At 60.8% G+C, this 17466-nt stretch carries 14 protein-coding genes; 12 read left to right on the top strand and 2 right to left on the bottom strand.

The annotated features are described in order from the left end of the window. Positions 1-166 precede the first annotated feature (166 nt). The 3 genes from F8N62_RS02840 (at position 167) to F8N62_RS02830 (ending at position 5349) form a co-directional block, all read left to right on the top strand. Positions 167-1324, top strand: a complete 1158-nt coding sequence (locus F8N62_RS02840) for an efflux RND transporter periplasmic adaptor subunit (protein ID WP_150709533.1) — start codon at positions 167-169, stop codon at positions 1322-1324. Between the two features lie 15 nt (positions 1325-1339). Further along, a complete protein-coding gene (locus tag F8N62_RS02835) occupies positions 1340-4438 on the top strand; it encodes an efflux RND transporter permease subunit (protein WP_150709532.1) in 3099 nt (1032 codons plus the stop codon). A 269-nt stretch (positions 4439-4707) separates the two neighbouring features. Beyond that, positions 4708-5349: a DUF1345 domain-containing protein gene (locus F8N62_RS02830; protein ID WP_150709531.1), complete on the top strand. Its 642-nt coding sequence runs from the start codon at positions 4708-4710 to the stop codon at positions 5347-5349. A 9-nt stretch (positions 5350-5358) separates the two neighbouring features. On the opposite strand, the gene F8N62_RS02825 is transcribed toward F8N62_RS02830, so the two are convergent. Beyond that, positions 5359-7347 (bottom strand): fibronectin type III domain-containing protein, encoded by a 1989-nt coding sequence (locus F8N62_RS02825; protein WP_150709530.1) that lies wholly within the window; start codon positions 7345-7347, stop codon positions 5359-5361. Between the two features lie 207 nt (positions 7348-7554). On the opposite strand from F8N62_RS02825, the gene F8N62_RS02820 reads away from it, so the two are divergent. From F8N62_RS02820 to F8N62_RS02790, 7 genes are all read left to right on the top strand, one after another. Further along, positions 7555-8394, top strand: a complete 840-nt coding sequence (locus tag F8N62_RS02820; protein WP_150709529.1) for an AraC family transcriptional regulator — start codon at positions 7555-7557, stop codon at positions 8392-8394. Positions 8395-8447: 53 nt separating this feature from the next. Beyond that, a complete protein-coding gene (locus F8N62_RS02815) occupies positions 8448-9056 on the top strand; it encodes a LysE family translocator (RefSeq protein WP_150709528.1) in 609 nt (202 codons plus the stop codon). Between the two features lie 138 nt (positions 9057-9194). Then, positions 9195-10220 carry a LacI family DNA-binding transcriptional regulator gene (locus tag F8N62_RS02810; protein WP_150709527.1) on the top strand — a complete coding sequence of 342 codons (1026 nt, stop codon included), beginning with the start codon at positions 9195-9197 and terminating at the stop codon, positions 10218-10220. 179 nt (positions 10221-10399) lie between these two features. Beyond that, positions 10400-11182 carry a sugar phosphate isomerase/epimerase family protein gene (locus F8N62_RS02805; RefSeq protein ID WP_150709526.1) on the top strand — a complete coding sequence of 261 codons (783 nt, stop codon included), beginning with the start codon at positions 10400-10402 and terminating at the stop codon, positions 11180-11182. Further along, entirely contained in the window at positions 11175-12164 is a 990-nt protein-coding gene (locus tag F8N62_RS02800; protein ID WP_150709525.1) for a sugar kinase, read from the top strand. Before F8N62_RS02805 ends, F8N62_RS02800 begins: the two co-directional genes overlap by 8 nt. Positions 12165-12285: 121 nt before the next feature. Continuing rightward, entirely contained in the window at positions 12286-13578 is a 1293-nt protein-coding gene (locus F8N62_RS02795) for an MFS transporter (RefSeq protein ID WP_150709524.1), read from the top strand. A gap of 21 nt (positions 13579-13599) precedes the next feature. Continuing rightward, positions 13600-14577 (top strand): NAD(P)-dependent oxidoreductase, encoded by a 978-nt coding sequence (locus tag F8N62_RS02790; protein WP_150709523.1) that lies wholly within the window; start codon positions 13600-13602, stop codon positions 14575-14577. A 117-nt stretch (positions 14578-14694) separates the two neighbouring features. Here the strand turns inward: F8N62_RS02790 and F8N62_RS02785 are convergent, their stop codons facing one another. Then, complete coding sequence (locus tag F8N62_RS02785) at positions 14695-15882, bottom strand: pyridoxal phosphate-dependent aminotransferase (protein ID WP_150709522.1); 1188 nt, start codon at positions 15880-15882, stop codon at positions 14695-14697. Positions 15883-16322: 440 nt separating this feature from the next. On the opposite strand from F8N62_RS02785, the gene F8N62_RS32100 reads away from it, so the two are divergent. Then, positions 16323-16724: a LuxR family transcriptional regulator gene (locus F8N62_RS32100; RefSeq protein ID WP_318181467.1), complete on the top strand. Its 402-nt coding sequence runs from the start codon at positions 16323-16325 to the stop codon at positions 16722-16724. A gap of 188 nt (positions 16725-16912) precedes the next feature. Next, complete coding sequence (locus F8N62_RS32095) at positions 16913-17314, top strand: hypothetical protein (protein WP_150709520.1); 402 nt, start codon at positions 16913-16915, stop codon at positions 17312-17314. Positions 17315-17466: the final 152 nt, after the last annotated feature.

Raw genomic sequence — 17466 nt, 5'->3', positions numbered from 1 at the left:
GCGATGGCGGCATAACAAGCGCAAAATATTCAGGGGGTAAAGGATATACGCCCACGCCCACCCCCGAGTAAAACCCTTACACAATTTCACACAGCACCAACAAAGCTTCACCGCTACCCTCGCCCGCTCCCCGTAGCATGCGGGAGTTCATTATTGGGGTATTTACATGTCGAAGAATCTGCTTGCCAAGCTCAGCCTGCTTGCCCTGGCGTTGACGCTGAGCGCGTGCGACAAATCCTCGATCGCCGATGAGGCGCCGCCGTTGGCCACGGTGCGCATCGAGACCATCGACGCCCGGCCGCTGTCGATCACCAGCGAATTGAGCGGGCGGATTGCCGCGCCACGGATCGCCGAAGTCCGCGCGCGGGTCGCCGGCGTGGTGCTGCAACGGGTGTTCCACGAAGGCAGCGATGTGAAAAAAGGCGACGTGCTGTTTCGTATCGACCCGGCGCCGTTCAAGGCTGACCTGGACAGCGCCGAAGCCGACCTGCGCAAAGCCGAGGCCAATGCGTTTCAGGCGCGCTTGCAAGAGCAGCGTTACGCGCAGTTGATCGAAGGCAACGCCATCAGCGGCCAGGACTACGACAACGCCCGCGCCGCCGTTCGGCAAACCGCCGCCGACGTCGCCGCCAACAAAGCCGCGGTCGAACGGGCCAGACTCAACCTCGGTTACGCCACTGTCACCGCGCCGATTTCCGGGCGCATCGGGCGCGCACTGGTCACCGAAGGCGCGCTGGTCGGGCAGAACGAAACCACGCCGCTGGCACTGATTCAGCAACTGAACCCGATTCATGCCGACCTCACGCAATCGACCCGCGAACTCAACGACCTGCGCCGCGCCTTTCGCTCCGGTCAGTTGAAGGAAGTGGGTGCGGGCCAGGCCAAAGCCACGTTGATTCTTGACGACGGCAGCCTTTACCCGCTGCCGGGCAAACTGCTGTTCACCGACATCACGGTCGACCCCGGCACAGGCCAGATCATTGTGCGCAGCGAATTCCCCAACCCGGACCTCGACTTGCTGCCCGGCAGCTTCGTGCGGGTGCGTCTGGAACAAGCGGTGAATCAGCAAGGCATCAGCGTGCCGCAGCGGGCGATCCAGCGTGACAGCGCCGGGGTTGCGCAAGTGCTGCTGCTCGATGCGGACCTGCGCGTCGGGCAGCAACCGGTCGAACTGGGCGCCGTGCAAAACGATCGCTGGATCGTCACCGGCGGCCTCAAGCCCGGTGACCGCATCGTCATTGAAGGCCTGCAACACGCCAAGCCCGGCGAGAAAGTGCAGATCGACGACACCCCTCTTCCACTTGCCCAGGTGACTGGTCAGTAAGCAGGACGCTTTTTTATGCCGCAGTTCTTTATCGATCGCCCGGTGTTCGCCTGGGTGGTGGCCCTGTTCATCCTGCTGGCCGGCGCGTTGGCCATTCCGCAGTTGCCGGTGGCGCAGTACCCCGACGTCGCGCCGCCGCAGGTCGAAATCTACGCCGTGTACCCCGGCGCTTCCGCACAGACCGTGGACGAAAGCGTGGTCAGCCTGATCGAGGAAGAGCTCAACGGTGCTGATCATCTGTTGTATTTCGAGTCGCAAAGCAGCCTCGGCAGCGCCACGATCAAGGCGACTTTCCAGCCGGGCACCAACCCGGAAATGGCTCAGGTGGATGTGCAAAACCGCCTGAAAGTCGTCGAGTCGCGCCTGCCGCAAGCGGTCAATCAGCAAGGCTTGCAGGTGGAAAAAGTCTCCGCCGGTTTCCTCCTGCTGATCACCCTCACGTCCACCGACGGCAAGCTTGACGACGTGGCGCTAAGCGATTACCTGGCGCGCAACGTGATGAACGAAATCAAGCGTCTGGACGGTGTCGGCAAGGCGCAACTGTACGGCGCCGAACGGGCCATGCGCATCTGGATCGACCCGCAGAAACTGATCGGTTTCAACCTTACCCCGGCTGACGTCAACGCCGCGATCGTCGCGCAGAACGCTCAAGTCTCGGCGGGCAGCATCGGCGACTTGCCGACCCGCAGCACGCAGGAAATCACCGCGACCATTCTGGTGAAAGGCCAGTTGTCGACCCCGGAAGAATTCGCCGACATCGTGCTCAAGGCCAACCCTGACGGCTCCACCGTGCGCATCGGCGATGTCGCGCGGGTCGAGATCGGCAGCCAGGAATATCAGTTCGGCACGCGCCTCAACGGCAAGCCGTCCACCGCCGTCGGCGTGCAATTGTCCCCCGGCGCCAATGCCCTGAGCACCGCGACGCTGGTGCGGGCGAAGATGGATGAACTGGCGCGCTACTTCCCGGCGGGCGTCGAATACAAGATCCCCTACGACACCTCGCCCTTCGTCAAAGTCTCGATCACCAAAGTGGTTTACACCCTGGTCGAGGCGATGGCGCTGGTGTTTGCGGTGATGTTCCTGTTCCTGCAAAACATCCGCTACACGCTGATCCCGACGCTGGTGGTGCCGGTGGCACTGATGGGCACGTTCGCGACCATGCTCGCGCTGGGATTCTCGATCAACGTGCTGACCATGTTCGGCATGGTGCTGGCCATCGGCATTCTGGTGGACGACGCCATAGTCGTCGTAGAAAACGTCGAGCGGATCATGGTCACCGAAGGGCTGTCGCCGAAAGAGGCGACGCGCAAGGCGATGAAGCAGATTACCGGGGCGATCATCGGCATCACCCTGGTGCTGGTCGCGGTGTTTATTCCGATGGCGTTCATGCAGGGTTCGGTCGGGGTGATTTACCGCCAGTTCTCGCTGTCGATGGCGACCTCGATCCTGTTCTCGGCCTTCCTCGCCCTGACCTTGACCCCGGCGCTGTGCGCGACCTTGCTCAAGCCGATTGCCAAGGGCGAACACCACGCCAAGGGCGGTTTCTTCGGCTGGTTCAACAAAGGCTTCGAGCGCTTGAGCGAACGCTATCAGGGTTGGGTGGCGTATGCGCTGAAACGCAGCGGTCGTTACCTGCTGATCTACGGCGTGCTGTTGATCGCTCTGGGCCTGTGCTTCAGCCGCCTGCCCTCCTCGTTCCTGCCGGTTGAAGATCAGGGTTACACCATCACCGACATTCAGTTGCCACCGGGCGCGAGCAAGAATCGCACGGTGCAGGTGGTCGAGCAGATCGAAGCGCACAACGCCACCGAACCGGGCGTTGGCGACAGCACGGTGATCCTCGGTTTCAGCTTCTCCGGCAGCGGCCAGAACGCGGCGTTGGCCTTTACCACGCTGAAGGACTGGTCGGAGCGCGGCAGCGACGATTCCGCCAGTTCGATTGCCGACCGTGCCAACATCGCGCTGAGCCAGATCAAGGACGCCATGGCGTTCTCGGTCCTGCCACCCCCGGTGGACGGCCTCGGCACCTCCAGCGGTTTCGAGTTTCGCTTGCAGGACCGTGGCGGCCTCGGCCATGCCACGCTGATGCAGGCGCGCACCGCGCTGCTGGCCGCTGCCGAGAAGAGTCCGATCCTGATGAACGTGCGCGAAAGCGCGCTGGCCGAAGCGCCGCAGGTGCAACTGATCGTCGACCGTAAACAGGCGAATGCTTTGGGAGTTTCCTTCGCCGACGTCGGCAGCGTGCTGTCCACCGCCGTCGGTTCGGCCTACATCAACGACTTCCCCAATCAGGGGCGGATGCAGCGGGTGGTGGTTCAGGCTGAAGGCGATCAGCGCAGTCAGGTCGCCGACCTGCTGAAGATTCACGTGCGCAACAATGCCGGAAAAATGGTGCCGCTGTCGGCCTTTGTCCAGGCCACATGGACCCAGGGCCCGGCACAGCTGACCCGATATAACGGCTACCCGGCGATCAGCATTTCCGGCGAACCGAAACCGGGTCACAGCACCGGTGAAGCCATGGCGGAAATCGAACGGCTGGTCGCGCAAGGGCCGGCAGGCTTGGGTCAGGAATGGACCGGGTTGTCGCTGCAGGAACGACTGTCCGGCAGCCAGGCGCCGATTCTGCTCGGGTTGTCGTTGCTGATTGTGTTCCTGTGTCTGGCGGCGTTGTACGAGAGTTGGTCGATCCCGACCTCGGTGTTGCTGGTGGTGCCGCTCGGCGTACTGGGCGCGGTGTTGGCGGTGACGTTGCGCGGGATGCCCAACGACGTGTTCTTCAAGGTCGGGCTGATTACCATCATCGGTCTGTCGGCGAAGAACGCGATCCTGATCATCGAATTCGCCAAGAGCCTGTACGACGAAGGCCACGACCTGATCGACGCGACGCTGCAAGCCGCGCGCCTGCGCTTGCGACCGATTGTGATGACGTCGCTGGCGTTCATCCTCGGCGTCGTGCCGCTGGCGATTGCCACCGGGGCCAGCTCCGCGAGCCAGCAGGCCATCGGCACCGGCGTGATCGGCGGGATGATCACCGCGACCTTGGCGGTGGTGTTTGTGCCGGTATTCTTCGTGGTGGTGATGAAGCTGGTGCGCAAGCGCCACACGAAAACCTGACACCCCCCCGGTAGGAGCTGCCGCAGGCTGCGATCTTTAGATGTTGCTCTTCAAGATCACTATCAAAAGATCGCAGCCTTCGGCAGCTCCTACAAAAGCCTGAACGCCAGTAGAAAACCTGACACTCCCCCGGTAGGAGCTGCCGCAGGCTGCGATCTTTTGACGTTGCTCTTCAAGATCACTATCAAAAGATCGCAGCCTTCGGCAGCTCCTACAAAAGCGTGTTTACCTGGGCTATGGTGGGCAGACTTCTGCCTCAGTGAGTCCACATGCCCCTCCTCGCCCGCACCCACCCGCGCCTGTCCGCCGCTGCCACGCTCGGCGTCGCGGTGGGCATTCTGGTTCCCGCCGATTCGATCATCAGCAAAATTCTTTTCGGCTGGAATGCCGGGGTCTGGACGTACCTGGTGCTGATGCTCTGGCTCACGGCCCGGGCCAAGGCGCCGGACGTCAAACGCATTGCCGAGGTCGAGGACGAGAACGCCGGGCTGGTGCTGTTCGTGGTGTGTATCGCGGCGATTGCCAGCCTGGCGACCATCACCTTTGAACTGGCCGGCAGCAAGGACCTGCAAAGCAGTGCCAAGTTGCTGCATTACGGGTTCACCGCCTTGACCGTGATCGGCTCATGGCTGCTGATAGGGGTGATTTTCAGCGTGCACTACGCACGGTTGTTTTACACCTGGAACGGCAAAGACCCGGCGCTGCGCTTTGCCGAGGGTTTGACCACGCCCAATTATTGGGACTTCCTGTATTTCTCGTTCACCATCGGTGTGGCGGTACAAACGTCGGACGTCGGAGTGGCCACACGGGGCTTGCGAAAAATCGTGTTGGCGCAATCGCTGATCGGCTTTTTGTTCAACACCGCGATATTGGGCTTTTCGATCAACATCGCGGCGGGATTATTCGGTTGAACACATGCGTCAAGGTATGCCGGGAGTGCCAAACCAGACTCCTTCAGACGTGTACACAATGCCGTTTACTGTCGCCCGAAACGGGTATGAGTTCATGACTTGACCGGGCGTGCTGGTATGAGTAGCCGTAATGTGTGATTTTCCCTCTTGATCCGTAGTGGTTCGAGTCTGGGACAGTCGCACAGACAAGAGTGTGCTCCACTCTACATCCGCTCCCGCCAGCGGATTTCCCTGCTCGTCCACCGCCAGCAGATACACGGTTATCGTGGAGAAATAGGGAGGCCGAGTATTGGTGACGCGCAAACCCCGGGTTTCTAAATACAAGTTTGCCAGAACCTTGAGCGGCGTTTGTGTGGTTGCGGTGATGGAGAATCGATCGTTGTAAGTCCCAACGTCGGCAGCGACGGTCACTTTGTTCATTAAAATACCCGACTGATCGGTTTTCCCGCTTGACGTCTCCAATAACAGTTTCGAACTCGAAGCCCACGTAATCTCTGTGCCCTCGACCGGTTGCCCAAAGCCGTCAACCAGTCGCAAATAAAACGCTTTGCTGCCTCCGGGAATCAACGCGGGATGATCCAGCAGTACCATCGTCGCGAAGTAGGGTGTGCTCACCGGCATGCCGGCAAACGCAGAGAAGTTATTGGCCTGATCAAAAGCCCGCACTTCAAAAATGTAAAGAGTGTCACGTGCCAGCTTTTTATAATCCGTCACCCAATAACTGAGTTGAGTCGTAGTGTCCGTCAACACTGACTCTCCCGACAGGGTCTTGAGGCTGACGTTGTAGCCTTTGACTCCAATATTATCCTGAGACGCCTCCCAGCCGAGCCTGAAGTACGTGAGGGTATCGTCGATGACTTTCAGATTCGTCGGCATGGTCGGTGCTACTTTGTCAGCAGGCGACACGTCGATGGTACTGGCCTCAGACACGTTACCTGCGACGTCAAAGGCACGTACCTGACAGTGGTAGACGACTCCGGCTTGCAAGCGGTGGATCGTAAAACAGGTCTCTCGAAGATCGGTACGAGTACCGTCCGGGCTGTAGAAACGATACCCCGCCACCGCATGATTGTCGGTGGATGGCTCCCAGGCCAATGTAACCGACGTGTAGGTGCTACACAGCAATCTCAACCCTGGCGGCCTCGTGGGTGGCTCGGAATCCGGGTTAGGCGTGCGCCGTCCGTTCTTGACCGAGACGTTTCCATTTGCATCGCGCGAGGCTACCGCAAAGCTGAAATCCCCCCCGACAAGTTCACGCGCCACATAGCGGGTTTGCGTGACATTATCGACGACTGCTTCGTTGATCGAAACCTCATAATCGATCACCCCGGTGGGCGTCGCGGGAGCCCACTTAAAGGTAACGCTCGACGATGTGGTAGCGACAACTTCCAGATTGATTGGTGGTTCAGGAGGCGTTGCATCGGCTGCGTCGGAAAGATTCAAGCTGTTGGTTCTGGCTCTAACCTCAAAAGTCGGGGCGACGGCGCTCGGTAACTCGTTCAACACACAATCAAGCCCACGAGTCGAATTAATGACCGTCCCATTGCAAGCGATCACATAATCGAAGGCTGGAGCACCGTAAGTCGGCGCACTCCACCGCAATGACGCCGATGTCGGGGTTAACATCCGCACCTGCAGGTTAACCGGCGTCCCGGGACTTGTGCCGAGGTGCCAAAGCGAGGACTGTGAGCGGTTGTCGCCCGCTGCCTTTGCGTAAACCTCCAGGATATAGTCGACATCGGCCTTCAGCCCATTGATCTCACAAGGAGGCCGAACTACCTCGAACACTTTCACTCCCTCCACGATCACTTCATAACCCACCGCGTCCGGGCACAAGTCGCACGTTGAGTAGGGTTCATCCCAACTACACATGGCGGTGGTTGCAGAGGTCCGCCAGGCACTCACGTTACCCGGGGCACAAATTTGCACGGCCTGGCGGGGCTCAGAAGCCGTGACGCCGGCTAGCGAAACGTCAGGTTCAGAAGTAAACCGACTCATGGGATCTTCTCCGTTTCAACAATGGCACCATCAAACACCCTCCCCCGTTTCAACACCACTGACAAAACTGATAGTGGCGCACGCAGCTGCATGTGCTACAGCGCCCCGCTCCGGCATTCGCACAGACGCATTTGATGCACAAACGTTCTAGTCATCACCCCTGTTGTGAGCGTTTAATTCGCTGCAAACATGTCCCGAAGGCAGCGCATGAAATCGCACAACTGGATCGATCTGGCCCAGGACACCGACACCGGCATCGAGACCCTGCGCGCGCATTTCGAAGGCCACGCCTACGATCCGCACTGGCATGACAGTTTTCTGGTGGGCGTCACCGAGCAAGGGGTTCAGCAATTCAATTGCCGGCGAGCGAAGCATCAGAGCACGCCGGGCAAGGTGTTTCTGCTCGAACCGGGCGACATTCACGATGGCGAGGCGCCGACGGTCGATGGCTTCACCTACCGCATGCTCTACCTCGATCCGCAGTGGTTGAAGCACGAACTCGGCGCGGTGTTCGACAACGCGCCCGACGGCTGTCAGTTGAGTTTTGCCAACACGCTGGCCACCGACGTCCGATTGGCCCGCGCGACCAGTCAAGCGTTCCAGGCCCTGCACCAGGGCGAACTGAAGATCATCCGCCAGACCGCTCTCGACGGCTTGCTCGAACGCCTGACCACGCACCTGCACTGGCGCGCCCGTTATCGCGAGGACCCGCGTCTGCCGTTAGTCGCGCAAAAGGCTCGCGAATATCTGCACGCCCATGCCCACGAGGACATCGGACTCGACCAGGTGGCCGCTGCAACGGGGGTCGACCGCTTCCGCCTGACCCGCGCGTTCAAAGCCGCTTATGGCATCGCGCCCCACGCGTATCTGGTGCAATTGCGCCTGGCCACGGCGCGACGCATGCTGGCCCGTGGCGAGCAACCGGCGGCAGTGGCCATGGCGTTGGGGTTTGCCGACCAAAGCCATCTGGGCCGCTGGTTCGTGCGCGCTTATGGCCTGACGCCGGCGCTGTACCGCAGGCACTGCTCAAATCTTCCAGACAGCTGAGGCGTGGGATTGTGAAGATCGGCTGCAATGATCTTCATTGGAGTTTGCCCGCGATGCTGTCGTCTTTTCCAACGTTGTTGCCCTTCCTGTTGTTTGCCTTCGTGGCCTCGATCACGCCCGGCCCGACCAACATTCTGGTGTTGAGTAACAGCGCCCGCTACGGGTTGGCGGCCTCGGTGCCGATCATCTTCGGTGCCTGTGCCAGCGCGGCGACCATCGTTCTGTTGGTCGGTAGCGGGGCCGGGTCTTCGTTAACCACGTTGCCCACGGTTCAAACCGCGATGCAGTGGATTGGCGTCGGCTGGCTGAGTTACCTGGCCTGGCAGATTTTCAGCGCACCGGCGCGGGGCGTCGACACCACGAACACCGACGCCCGGCTCGGATGGGCCGGCGCCGCCAGCCTGCAATTGATCAACCCGAAAACCTGGATGATGGCGCTGGCGGTTGTCAGCGTGTTCGCCGGTGGCGGCGAGCAGCGGATGAATCACGTGGTGCTCCTGTCGCTGGCGTTTTTCCTGATTTCCCTGCCGTGCCTGGGGTTCTGGGCACTGCTTGGCGCAAGTTCCTCGCGCTGGTTGCACACGCCTCGGGCGATGCTGGGTTTCAATCGCTGCATGGCTCTTTTGTTGCTGGGATCGGCCTGGTTGAGCGTGTTGATGTGAGTTCCGCCCGTCGGCCATTGTCGGACAATCTCGATCAGAGGACTTGACTGGGTATTCGCTTTTGGTGTCTTCTGAAACCGGTTTCAGTGTTGGCGCCATCGCACTGTTCCTATAAATCCAATAATAAGGTTTCAGCCCGTGAACGATTTTTCCGCCGCCCAGCGCAGCCGCGTGACCATGCTTGATGTGGCCGAGCACGCCAAGGTGTCCAAAGCCAGCGTGTCGCGGTTTATCGGCGATGATCGAGCGTTGTTGTCCGATGCGATTGCCCTGCGTATCGAACAGGCGATTGCCGAACTGGGCTATCGCCCGAACCAGATGGCGCGCGGTCTGAAACGCGGGCGGACCCGCCTGATCGGCATGCTGGTGGCCGACATCCGTAACCCTTATTCGATTGCCGTGATGCACGGGGTGGAAACCGCCTGCCGCCAGCACGGCTACAGCCTGGTGGTGTGCAACACCGACCGCGATGACGAGCAGGAATGCCAGCATTTGGCGCTGCTGCGCTCCTACAACATCGAAGGGCTGATCGTGAACACCCTCGGCCACCACCGTGATGAATTGCAGGCACTGCACCGGGAAATGCCGATGGTGCTGGTGGATCGCAAAGTCGCGCACCTTGAAAGCGATCTGGTCGGTCTGGATAACCCGGCGGCGGTCGAGCTTGCCCTCGCCCACCTTGAACAACGGGGCTATCGCGATGTGTTGATGGTCACCGAACCGTTTGACGGCACCAGTTCGCGCATCGAACGGGTCAATAGCTTCAAGGCGCAGATCGCCCAGCGCCCGGCCCTACGCGGGACGCTGATCGAAACCGGCGGTGACCTGACGGCTAACCTGAAAAATTTCCTCGACACCCCCGGTCCCGGGCCGAAGGCTTTGTTTTGCGCCAACGGGATAGCCGCGCTGGCGGGCACTCATGCGTTGCGGGAGCTGAACTGCAAGCTGTTCGAGGACGTTGGCCTGATTGCCCTTGATGATCTGGATTGGTACCCGCTGGTGGGCAGCGGCATCACCGCCCTCGCCCAGCCGACGGCGGAGATAGGCGCGAGTGCGTTTGAGTGTTTGCTCAAGCGTTTGCGCGGGGATGACGGGCCGGTGCGGACCCTGGATTTTTCGGCGCAGTTGGTGGTGCGGGGGTCGACCCTTGGGAATCTCCGGTGAAGGTGATGGCCTCATCGCGGGCAAGCCCGCTCCCACAGGTTTTGATTCGTTCACAAAAAGGTGGCTCACCGCAAATACTGTGGGAGCGGGCTTGCCCGCGATGAGGCCAGAGAGATCACCGCAAGACTAAACCCTATTTTTTTGAACAAAAATGAAACCGGTTTCAGAGGTCTATCACAATGAATAAACCACCCGTCTCCATCAGCCTGTCGAGCTACGGCGCCGATCTGGTGCGCCAACGTGGCCAAGGCAGTTTCATCGAACTGCTGGCCGCCGCTGGCGCCACGCGCATCGAATGGCGCGAAGAATTGCTCACCGTCGAAGACCCCGCTCAATTGGCCGACGCCACCCAGGCGCAAGGCCTCGAAAGCGTGTATTCCTCACCGATGGAACTGTGGCTGGCCGGGCAATCCAGGCCCAACCCCGAACTACTCACCGCCCTGCAACGTGCCCACGCTTTCGGTGCCAAATGGCTGAAAGTGTCCCTGGGTTATTTCACCGACACCAGCGACCTGCAAACCCTGGCCCAGGTGCTGGGCAAAAGCGCGGTGCAGTTGCTGGTGGAAAACGATCAGACCCTGCACGGAGGCCGCATCGAACCGTTCCAGCGTTTTTTCGCGGCGGTTGAGCAGCACGCGCTGCCGGTCAAAATGACCTTCGACATCGGCAACTGGCATTGGCAGGACCAGTCTGCCAGCAGCGCCGCACGGTTGCTCGGGCGCCACGTCGGCTATGTGCACTGCAAAGCAGTGTCACGCCGGGCCGACGGCAAACTGGTGGCGATACCGCCGGCGGCCAGTGACCTGCATCAGTGGGAGCAACTGCTGCGGCACATGAGCCAGGGCGTGATGCGCGCCGCGGAATATCCGCTGCAGGGCGACGATCTGGTACAGCTCACCACTGAGCATGTCAGCGCCCTCGCCCGACTCGGCCAATCCCGTCTGGAGAGCGCACATGTCTGAGATCGATATTTTGTCTTTCGGCGAAACCATGGCGATGTTCGTCGCCGAGCAGAACGGCGAACTGGCCCGTGTCGAGCACTTTCACAAACGGATTGCCGGGGCCGACAGCAACGTCGCCATCGGCCTGTCGCGGCTGGGCTTCAAAGTGGCGTGGCTGAGCCGGGTCGGCGCTGATTCTCTCGGTCGCTTCGTCGTCGACACCTTGAAAAAGGAAGGCCTGGACTGCAGCAACGTGGCCATCGATGCGGCGCACCCCACCGGGTTCCAGCTGAAGTCGCGCACCGATGAGGGCGACGATCCGGTGGTCGAATACTTCCGCCGAGGCTCAGCGGCGAGTCATTTGTCGCCGCTGTCGATCGTTCCCCAATTGCTCAAGGCGCGGCACCTGCACGCCACCGGGATCCCTCCGGCGCTGTCGGAAACGGCGCGGCAGATGTCTTTTGAATTGATGACGCGCATGCGTGAGGCCGGGCGCAGTGTGTCCTTCGACCCCAACCTGCGCCCGAGCCTGTGGGCCAGCGAACGGCAGATGATCAGCGAGATCAACCGCCTTGCCGCCCTCGCCCATTGGGTGCTGCCGGGCTTGAGTGAAGGCCGTTTGCTGACCGGTTTCGACGACCCGGCCGACATCGCCGCGTTCTACCTCGACCGCGGCGCTGAAGCCGTGGCCATCAAGCTCGGCCCGCACGGCGCGTATTACCGCACGCAGCTGGATGATGGTTTCGTCGCCGGCGTGCCGGTGGAAACCGTGGTCGACACCGTGGGTGCTGGCGACGGTTTTGCCGTCGGTATGATCAGCGCGCTTTTGGAGAACTACAGCTTTGCCGACGCAGTGAAGCGCGCCAACTGGATTGGCAGCCGCGCGGTGCAGAGTCGAGGGGACATGGAGGGGTTGCCGACCCGAGCTGAAATGTCCGTCGAATTCGAGGCCGTCATTCGCGAGCAGGCTCGCTCCCACAGGGGTTCTGTGTCGGCCACCTAATTCAGGTTCAACACAAATCCAATGTGGGAGCGAGCCTGCTCGCGAAAAGGCCGGAACAACCAATGAAGATTTAAACCCGTTACCTGCTGCGACAAAAACAACAAGCTCAGGAGCACCACCCATGAAAACCGCAACCCTCGCCGCCCGCCGCTGGTGGTACATCATGCCCATAGTGTTCATCACCTACAGCCTGGCGTACCTGGATCGCGCCAACTACGGCTTTGCCGCCGCCTCCGGGATGGCCGCCGACCTGATGATCACCCCGGGCCTGTCGTCGATGCTCGGCGCGCTGTTCTTCCTCGGCTACTTTTTCTTCCAGGTACCCGGCGCGATCTACGCGCAAAAGCACAGCGTGAAGAATCTGATTTTCGTCAGCCTGATCCTCTGGGGCAGCCTGGCCACGCTGACCGGGATCGTTTCCAACGCCTACTGGCTGATCGTCATTCGCTTCATGCTCGGTGTGGTCGAAGCCGCCGTGATGCCGGCGATGCTGATCTACCTGTGCCACTGGTTCACCCGCGCCGAACGTTCACGCGCCAACACCTTCCTGATCCTCGGCAACCCGGTGACCATGCTCTGGATGTCGGTGGTGTCGGGTTATCTGGTGCAGCATTACAGCTGGCGCTGGATGTTCATCATCGAAGGTTTGCCAGCGGTGCTCTGGGCGTTTATCTGGTGGAAGCTGGCCGATGATCGTCCGGCCCAGGCCAAGTGGCTCACCGACCAGGAAAAACAGGATCTGGAAAGCGCCCTCGCCGCTGAACAGGTCGGCATCAAAGCGGTGAAAAATTACGCCGAAGCCTTCCGCTCGCCGAAAGTCATTCTGCTGGCGTTGCAGTTTTTCTGCTGGAGCATCGGCGTCTACGGCTTCGTGCTGTGGCTGCCGTCGATCCTCAAGGCCGGCGCACAAATGGACATGGTCGAAGCCGGCTGGCTGTCGGCGCTGCCGTACCTGGCGGCGGTGATCGGCATGTTGCTGGTGTCCTGGGGTTCGGACAAATTGCAGAAGCGTAAACGCTTTGTCTGGCCGCCGCTGCTGATCGCCTCCATCGCGTTTTACGGCTCCTACGCGCTGGGCGCCGAGCATTTCTGGTGGTCCTACACCTTGCTGGTGATTGCCGGCGCCTGCATGTACGCGCCTTACGGGCCGTTTTTCGCGATCATCCCGGAAATCCTCCCGGCCAACGTCGCCGGCGGTGCCATGGCGTTGATCAACAGCATGGGCGCGCTCGGATCATTTGGCGGTTCCTATCTGGTCGGCTACCTGAACAGCTCCACCGGATCCCCGGGCGCGTCGTACTTGTTGATGAGCGGCGCGTTGATGCTCTCGGTGGTGCTGACGATCCTGCTCAAGCCCGGCGCCAGTGACCGGGAGCGTCCGCCGGTAGCCCTGACCCGCACCGCTCATTCCTGATTTGCTTAAGAGAGACTTGCGATGAAAAAGTCGGTTGTGCTGTACAAGAAACTGTCGCCGTTGCTGATGGCCCGCCTGCATGCGCAGACCGAAGTCACGCTGATCGGCACCCTCGACGCCGACGGCCTCGCGCAACTGCGCGAAGCCCTGCCCCACGCCCAAGGACTGCTGGGCGCCAGCCTGAAACTGGACGCCGGGTTGCTGGATCTGGCGCCGAATCTGGAAGCCATCGCCAGCGTCTCGGTGGGCGTCGACAACTACGACATCGATTACCTGACCGAACGGCGAATCCTGCTCAGCAACACCCCGGACGTGCTCACCGAAACCACCGCCGACACCGGTTTCGCATTGATCCTCGCCACCGCGCGCCGCGTGGTGGAACTGGCCAACACGGTGCGCGCCGGGCAATGGACCCGCAACATCGGCCCCGCACAGTTTGGCACCGACGTACACGGTAAAACCCTCGGCATCATCGGCATGGGACGTATCGGCGAAGCGTTGGCGCAACGCGGGCATTTCGGTTTTGGCATGCCGGTGATCTATCACAGCCACTCGCCGAAGCCGGCGGTGGAACAGCGCTTCGATGCGCAGTATCGGAGTTTGTCGGCGCTGTTGCAGGAAGCGGATTTCGTCTGCCTGACCTTGCCGCTGACCGCCGAAACCGAAGGCCTGATCGGTGCCGAACAGTTTGCGCTGATGCGCCCCGAGACGATTTTCATCAATATTTCACGGGGCAAAGTGGTCGACGAAGCAGCGCTGATCGAGGCGCTGCGCGCCCGGCAGATTCGCGCGGCGGGGCTGGATGTGTTCGAGCGTGAGCCGCTGGACCCGACTTCGGCGCTATTGCAGTTGGACAACGTGGTGGCGACCCCGCACATCGGCTCGGCGACCCACGAGACGCGAGAGGCGATGGCAGCGTGTGCGGTGGATAATCTGCTGGCGGCGCTTGCGGGTGAGCGGCCGGGGAATCTGGTGAATGAGCGGGCGTGGAAGGCCTGACGGATTTGGCGTTTGTTACTCAGTCTTCGCGAGCAGGCTCGCTCCCACAGTGGTTCACTAAAACCCTGTGGGAGCGAGCCTGCTCGCGAAAGCGCCGGCCCATGCAATAACAATCTCTCAGGCGCTACGCGCCTCCAGAAGACCCCCCGCACACAGCGCTATCCGCCGACACGCCTCCGCCAGTTGCTGCTGATCGACTACCAACCCGAGGCGAATATGGCCGGCTGCGCTCGGCCCGAAGGCTTCACCGGCCAGCACCGACACGCCAAACCCTTCCAGCAGCCGCTCGGCAAAGTGCTGGGCCGTCAGCCCGGTCTGGCGCACGTCGACCATCACGAACATCCCGCCATCCGGGCGAATCGCCCGTAGGCCAGGGCACTGGTTCAACTCCATACACACCAGATCACGCCGCTGGCGATACTCCTCACGCATCAGCGTCACCTCCGGCAAATCCTCATCCAATGCCAGTTGCGCGGCGTTCTGAATAAAATCCGGAATGCCGAACAACATGCAGAGCGACAGGTGTACCAGATGCTCGGTCAACGGCGCCGGCCCAATCACCCAGCCCACGCGCCAGCCGCTCATGGCATGGGATTTCGACAGACTGTTGATGGTCGCAGTGCGCTCGGCCATGCCTGGCAGGCTGGCCGGGCTGATGTGTTCGCCTTCATACAACAGATCGCTGTAGACCTCGTCACTGATCAGCCACAGGTCGTGACGAATACACAGTGAGGCGAGCTCTTGCCAGACCAGCAACGGCAAGCTGGCACCCGACGGGTTATTCGGACTGTTTAGCAGTATGGCCCGGGTTTTCGCGGTGATGCGGGTCGCGACGTCTGCCGGATCGACACGAAAGCCGTTCTCCGGGCGCACAGGCACCGCCACCACTTTTGCCCCGCAGGCGCCCATCACCCCTTCGTAGGTGACGTACATCGGTTCAGCGACGATCACTTCGTCGCCGGGGTCGAGCAGGCATTGCACCACCGAATAAACCGCGCATTGCGCGCCGGGCATCACGATGACGTGCTCGGCCTCTACCGGCTGACCACTGCGCTGCCGATGGCGCCGCGCGATGCTGTCGCGCAAGCCGCGACTGCCACGCACTTGCGGGTAATGGGTGTCGCCGGCCAGCAGGCTGGTGATGGCGGCTTGAACGATGGGCTGCGGTGTATCGAAGTCGGGATCGCCGATCGACAACAGCAACACTTCGACCCCTTGTTCGCGCATTTCCAGCGCTCGATCGTGAATCTGCCATGCCGCCGCGCCGTCACCGGCGATTCGTTGGGTCAAGGCTGAATAGCGCATACAGTTCTCCATTCGCGCGGGTTCCAGCGTCAACCCTACCTCAAATCCCGCAACGCGCCAGCAGGGCATTCATACCGACGAACGTGCGCGGCTGCGGCAGCCGCGGGCCGAGTGCGCCCATGGCGTATTTACGACGGCAATTCTGCCAAATCCCGGTGTGCGCACGAGGTGCGAAAACATCTTCTTTTTCAGGGTATTGGAGTTGAAATTGTAGGTAAGTTGTACCGAGAGATTAATCCTACGAATGTGGTATCCGTTACCTACAGCCTTTTCCACGATGCCCAATTAAAGTCTCGCACCTGTAATTTGTGACAGGTTCCAAGCCGGGAAAATCGCGATATAAGGAAACCGTGCCTCAGCCCTCACTCAGGTGCCTGTAGGACGGCCGCGCGAACCATGCCATCAAGAAGTAGGAAGATTCTGCCGCGCCCACGCCGTCAATGATGATGAATGGGAGATTTACTATGTACCGTTCCACTACTGCATCCGTTCGATCACCCGCCCCGGCCGGTTTCCAGCCTCAAGCGAACCCGCAACCGCTAGCGGTCACGCTGACAGCCAGGGAAGCAGAAGTCTTGAAATGGGGTGTCGCCGGAAAGTCATCCTGGGAAATCGCCAGGATCGTCAATTGCACCGAAGCCGGTGTGAATTACCACTTTTGCAATATCCGTCGAAAGTTCGGCGTGAGATCACGCTGGACCGCCATGGTAATGCCATCGCCTTGGGCATCGATATACGTTTTGGGGATGACGACAGTCCGGTTGTCCGGAACGTCGGCAAGACCCGTGACAGGAGGAAGGGTCGAGGGGTCGTCAGGCAGCGGGTCTTTGGCGAACCAGTAGGCGTATTTATCCTTGGACGCCTTGTCAGGGTAATCCGGGATCACGCCTGACACGTTGCCGCTGTTGGCGTCATCAACTTCCGTGATGGCAAACGTCATAGCCTTGGGTTCAGGGGGGACGGTCAGCTCACCAGGGGCGGTAATGTCAGTGGTGAACTTGACCAGCGGGCTCTGGGCGGTTTGCTGGTTATGAAGGAAGACTTCGTGTTTGAGGGTGTACAGTCCGTTGGGCTGGATTTTGTTCAATGGCAATTCGAAATCTGGATCCCAGGTGTCTGCAAAGGGGAACGTCAAATCCCTCGTGACGATCGGTTCGCCGAATGCCGCATCGTCGGGATCATCTATGTGCCCGGGCGCGATAAACAGGCGGAAGACCTGGTCGTCCCCCACAATGGTGCCCGTGTCCCCCCAAATCGGGACGCTCAACTTCGCCACACCAGCGTTTTTGATGATGGGCCCATTCAACAGGTTGTCGCTCGCATCGACGATGTCCGCAAGGATCGCCACCGGCAAGTCATCCGCTGCCTTTGCCGCACGCGCCAGATTGCGCTGGATGCGTACTTTACGATACGCATCCCTGGCGGCTTTTGAGCTTTGACTGTTCTGCATGATTGTCATGTTCGTTGCTCTCCACAGAGTCGAAAATTGCCATGCGTGCAGCAATGGCTATGGAGGCTGTGCGGCGGTCCGAACACTGCGAGGGAATCATGGCATCCATCCCTACGATCTATACCCCGGGGCCT

It is taken from the genome of Pseudomonas fluorescens, from assembly GCF_902497785.1.
Taxonomy (GTDB): domain Bacteria; phylum Pseudomonadota; class Gammaproteobacteria; order Pseudomonadales; family Pseudomonadaceae; genus Aquipseudomonas; species Aquipseudomonas fluorescens_BO.
This window is presented reverse-complemented; position numbering and strand designations above follow the sequence as displayed.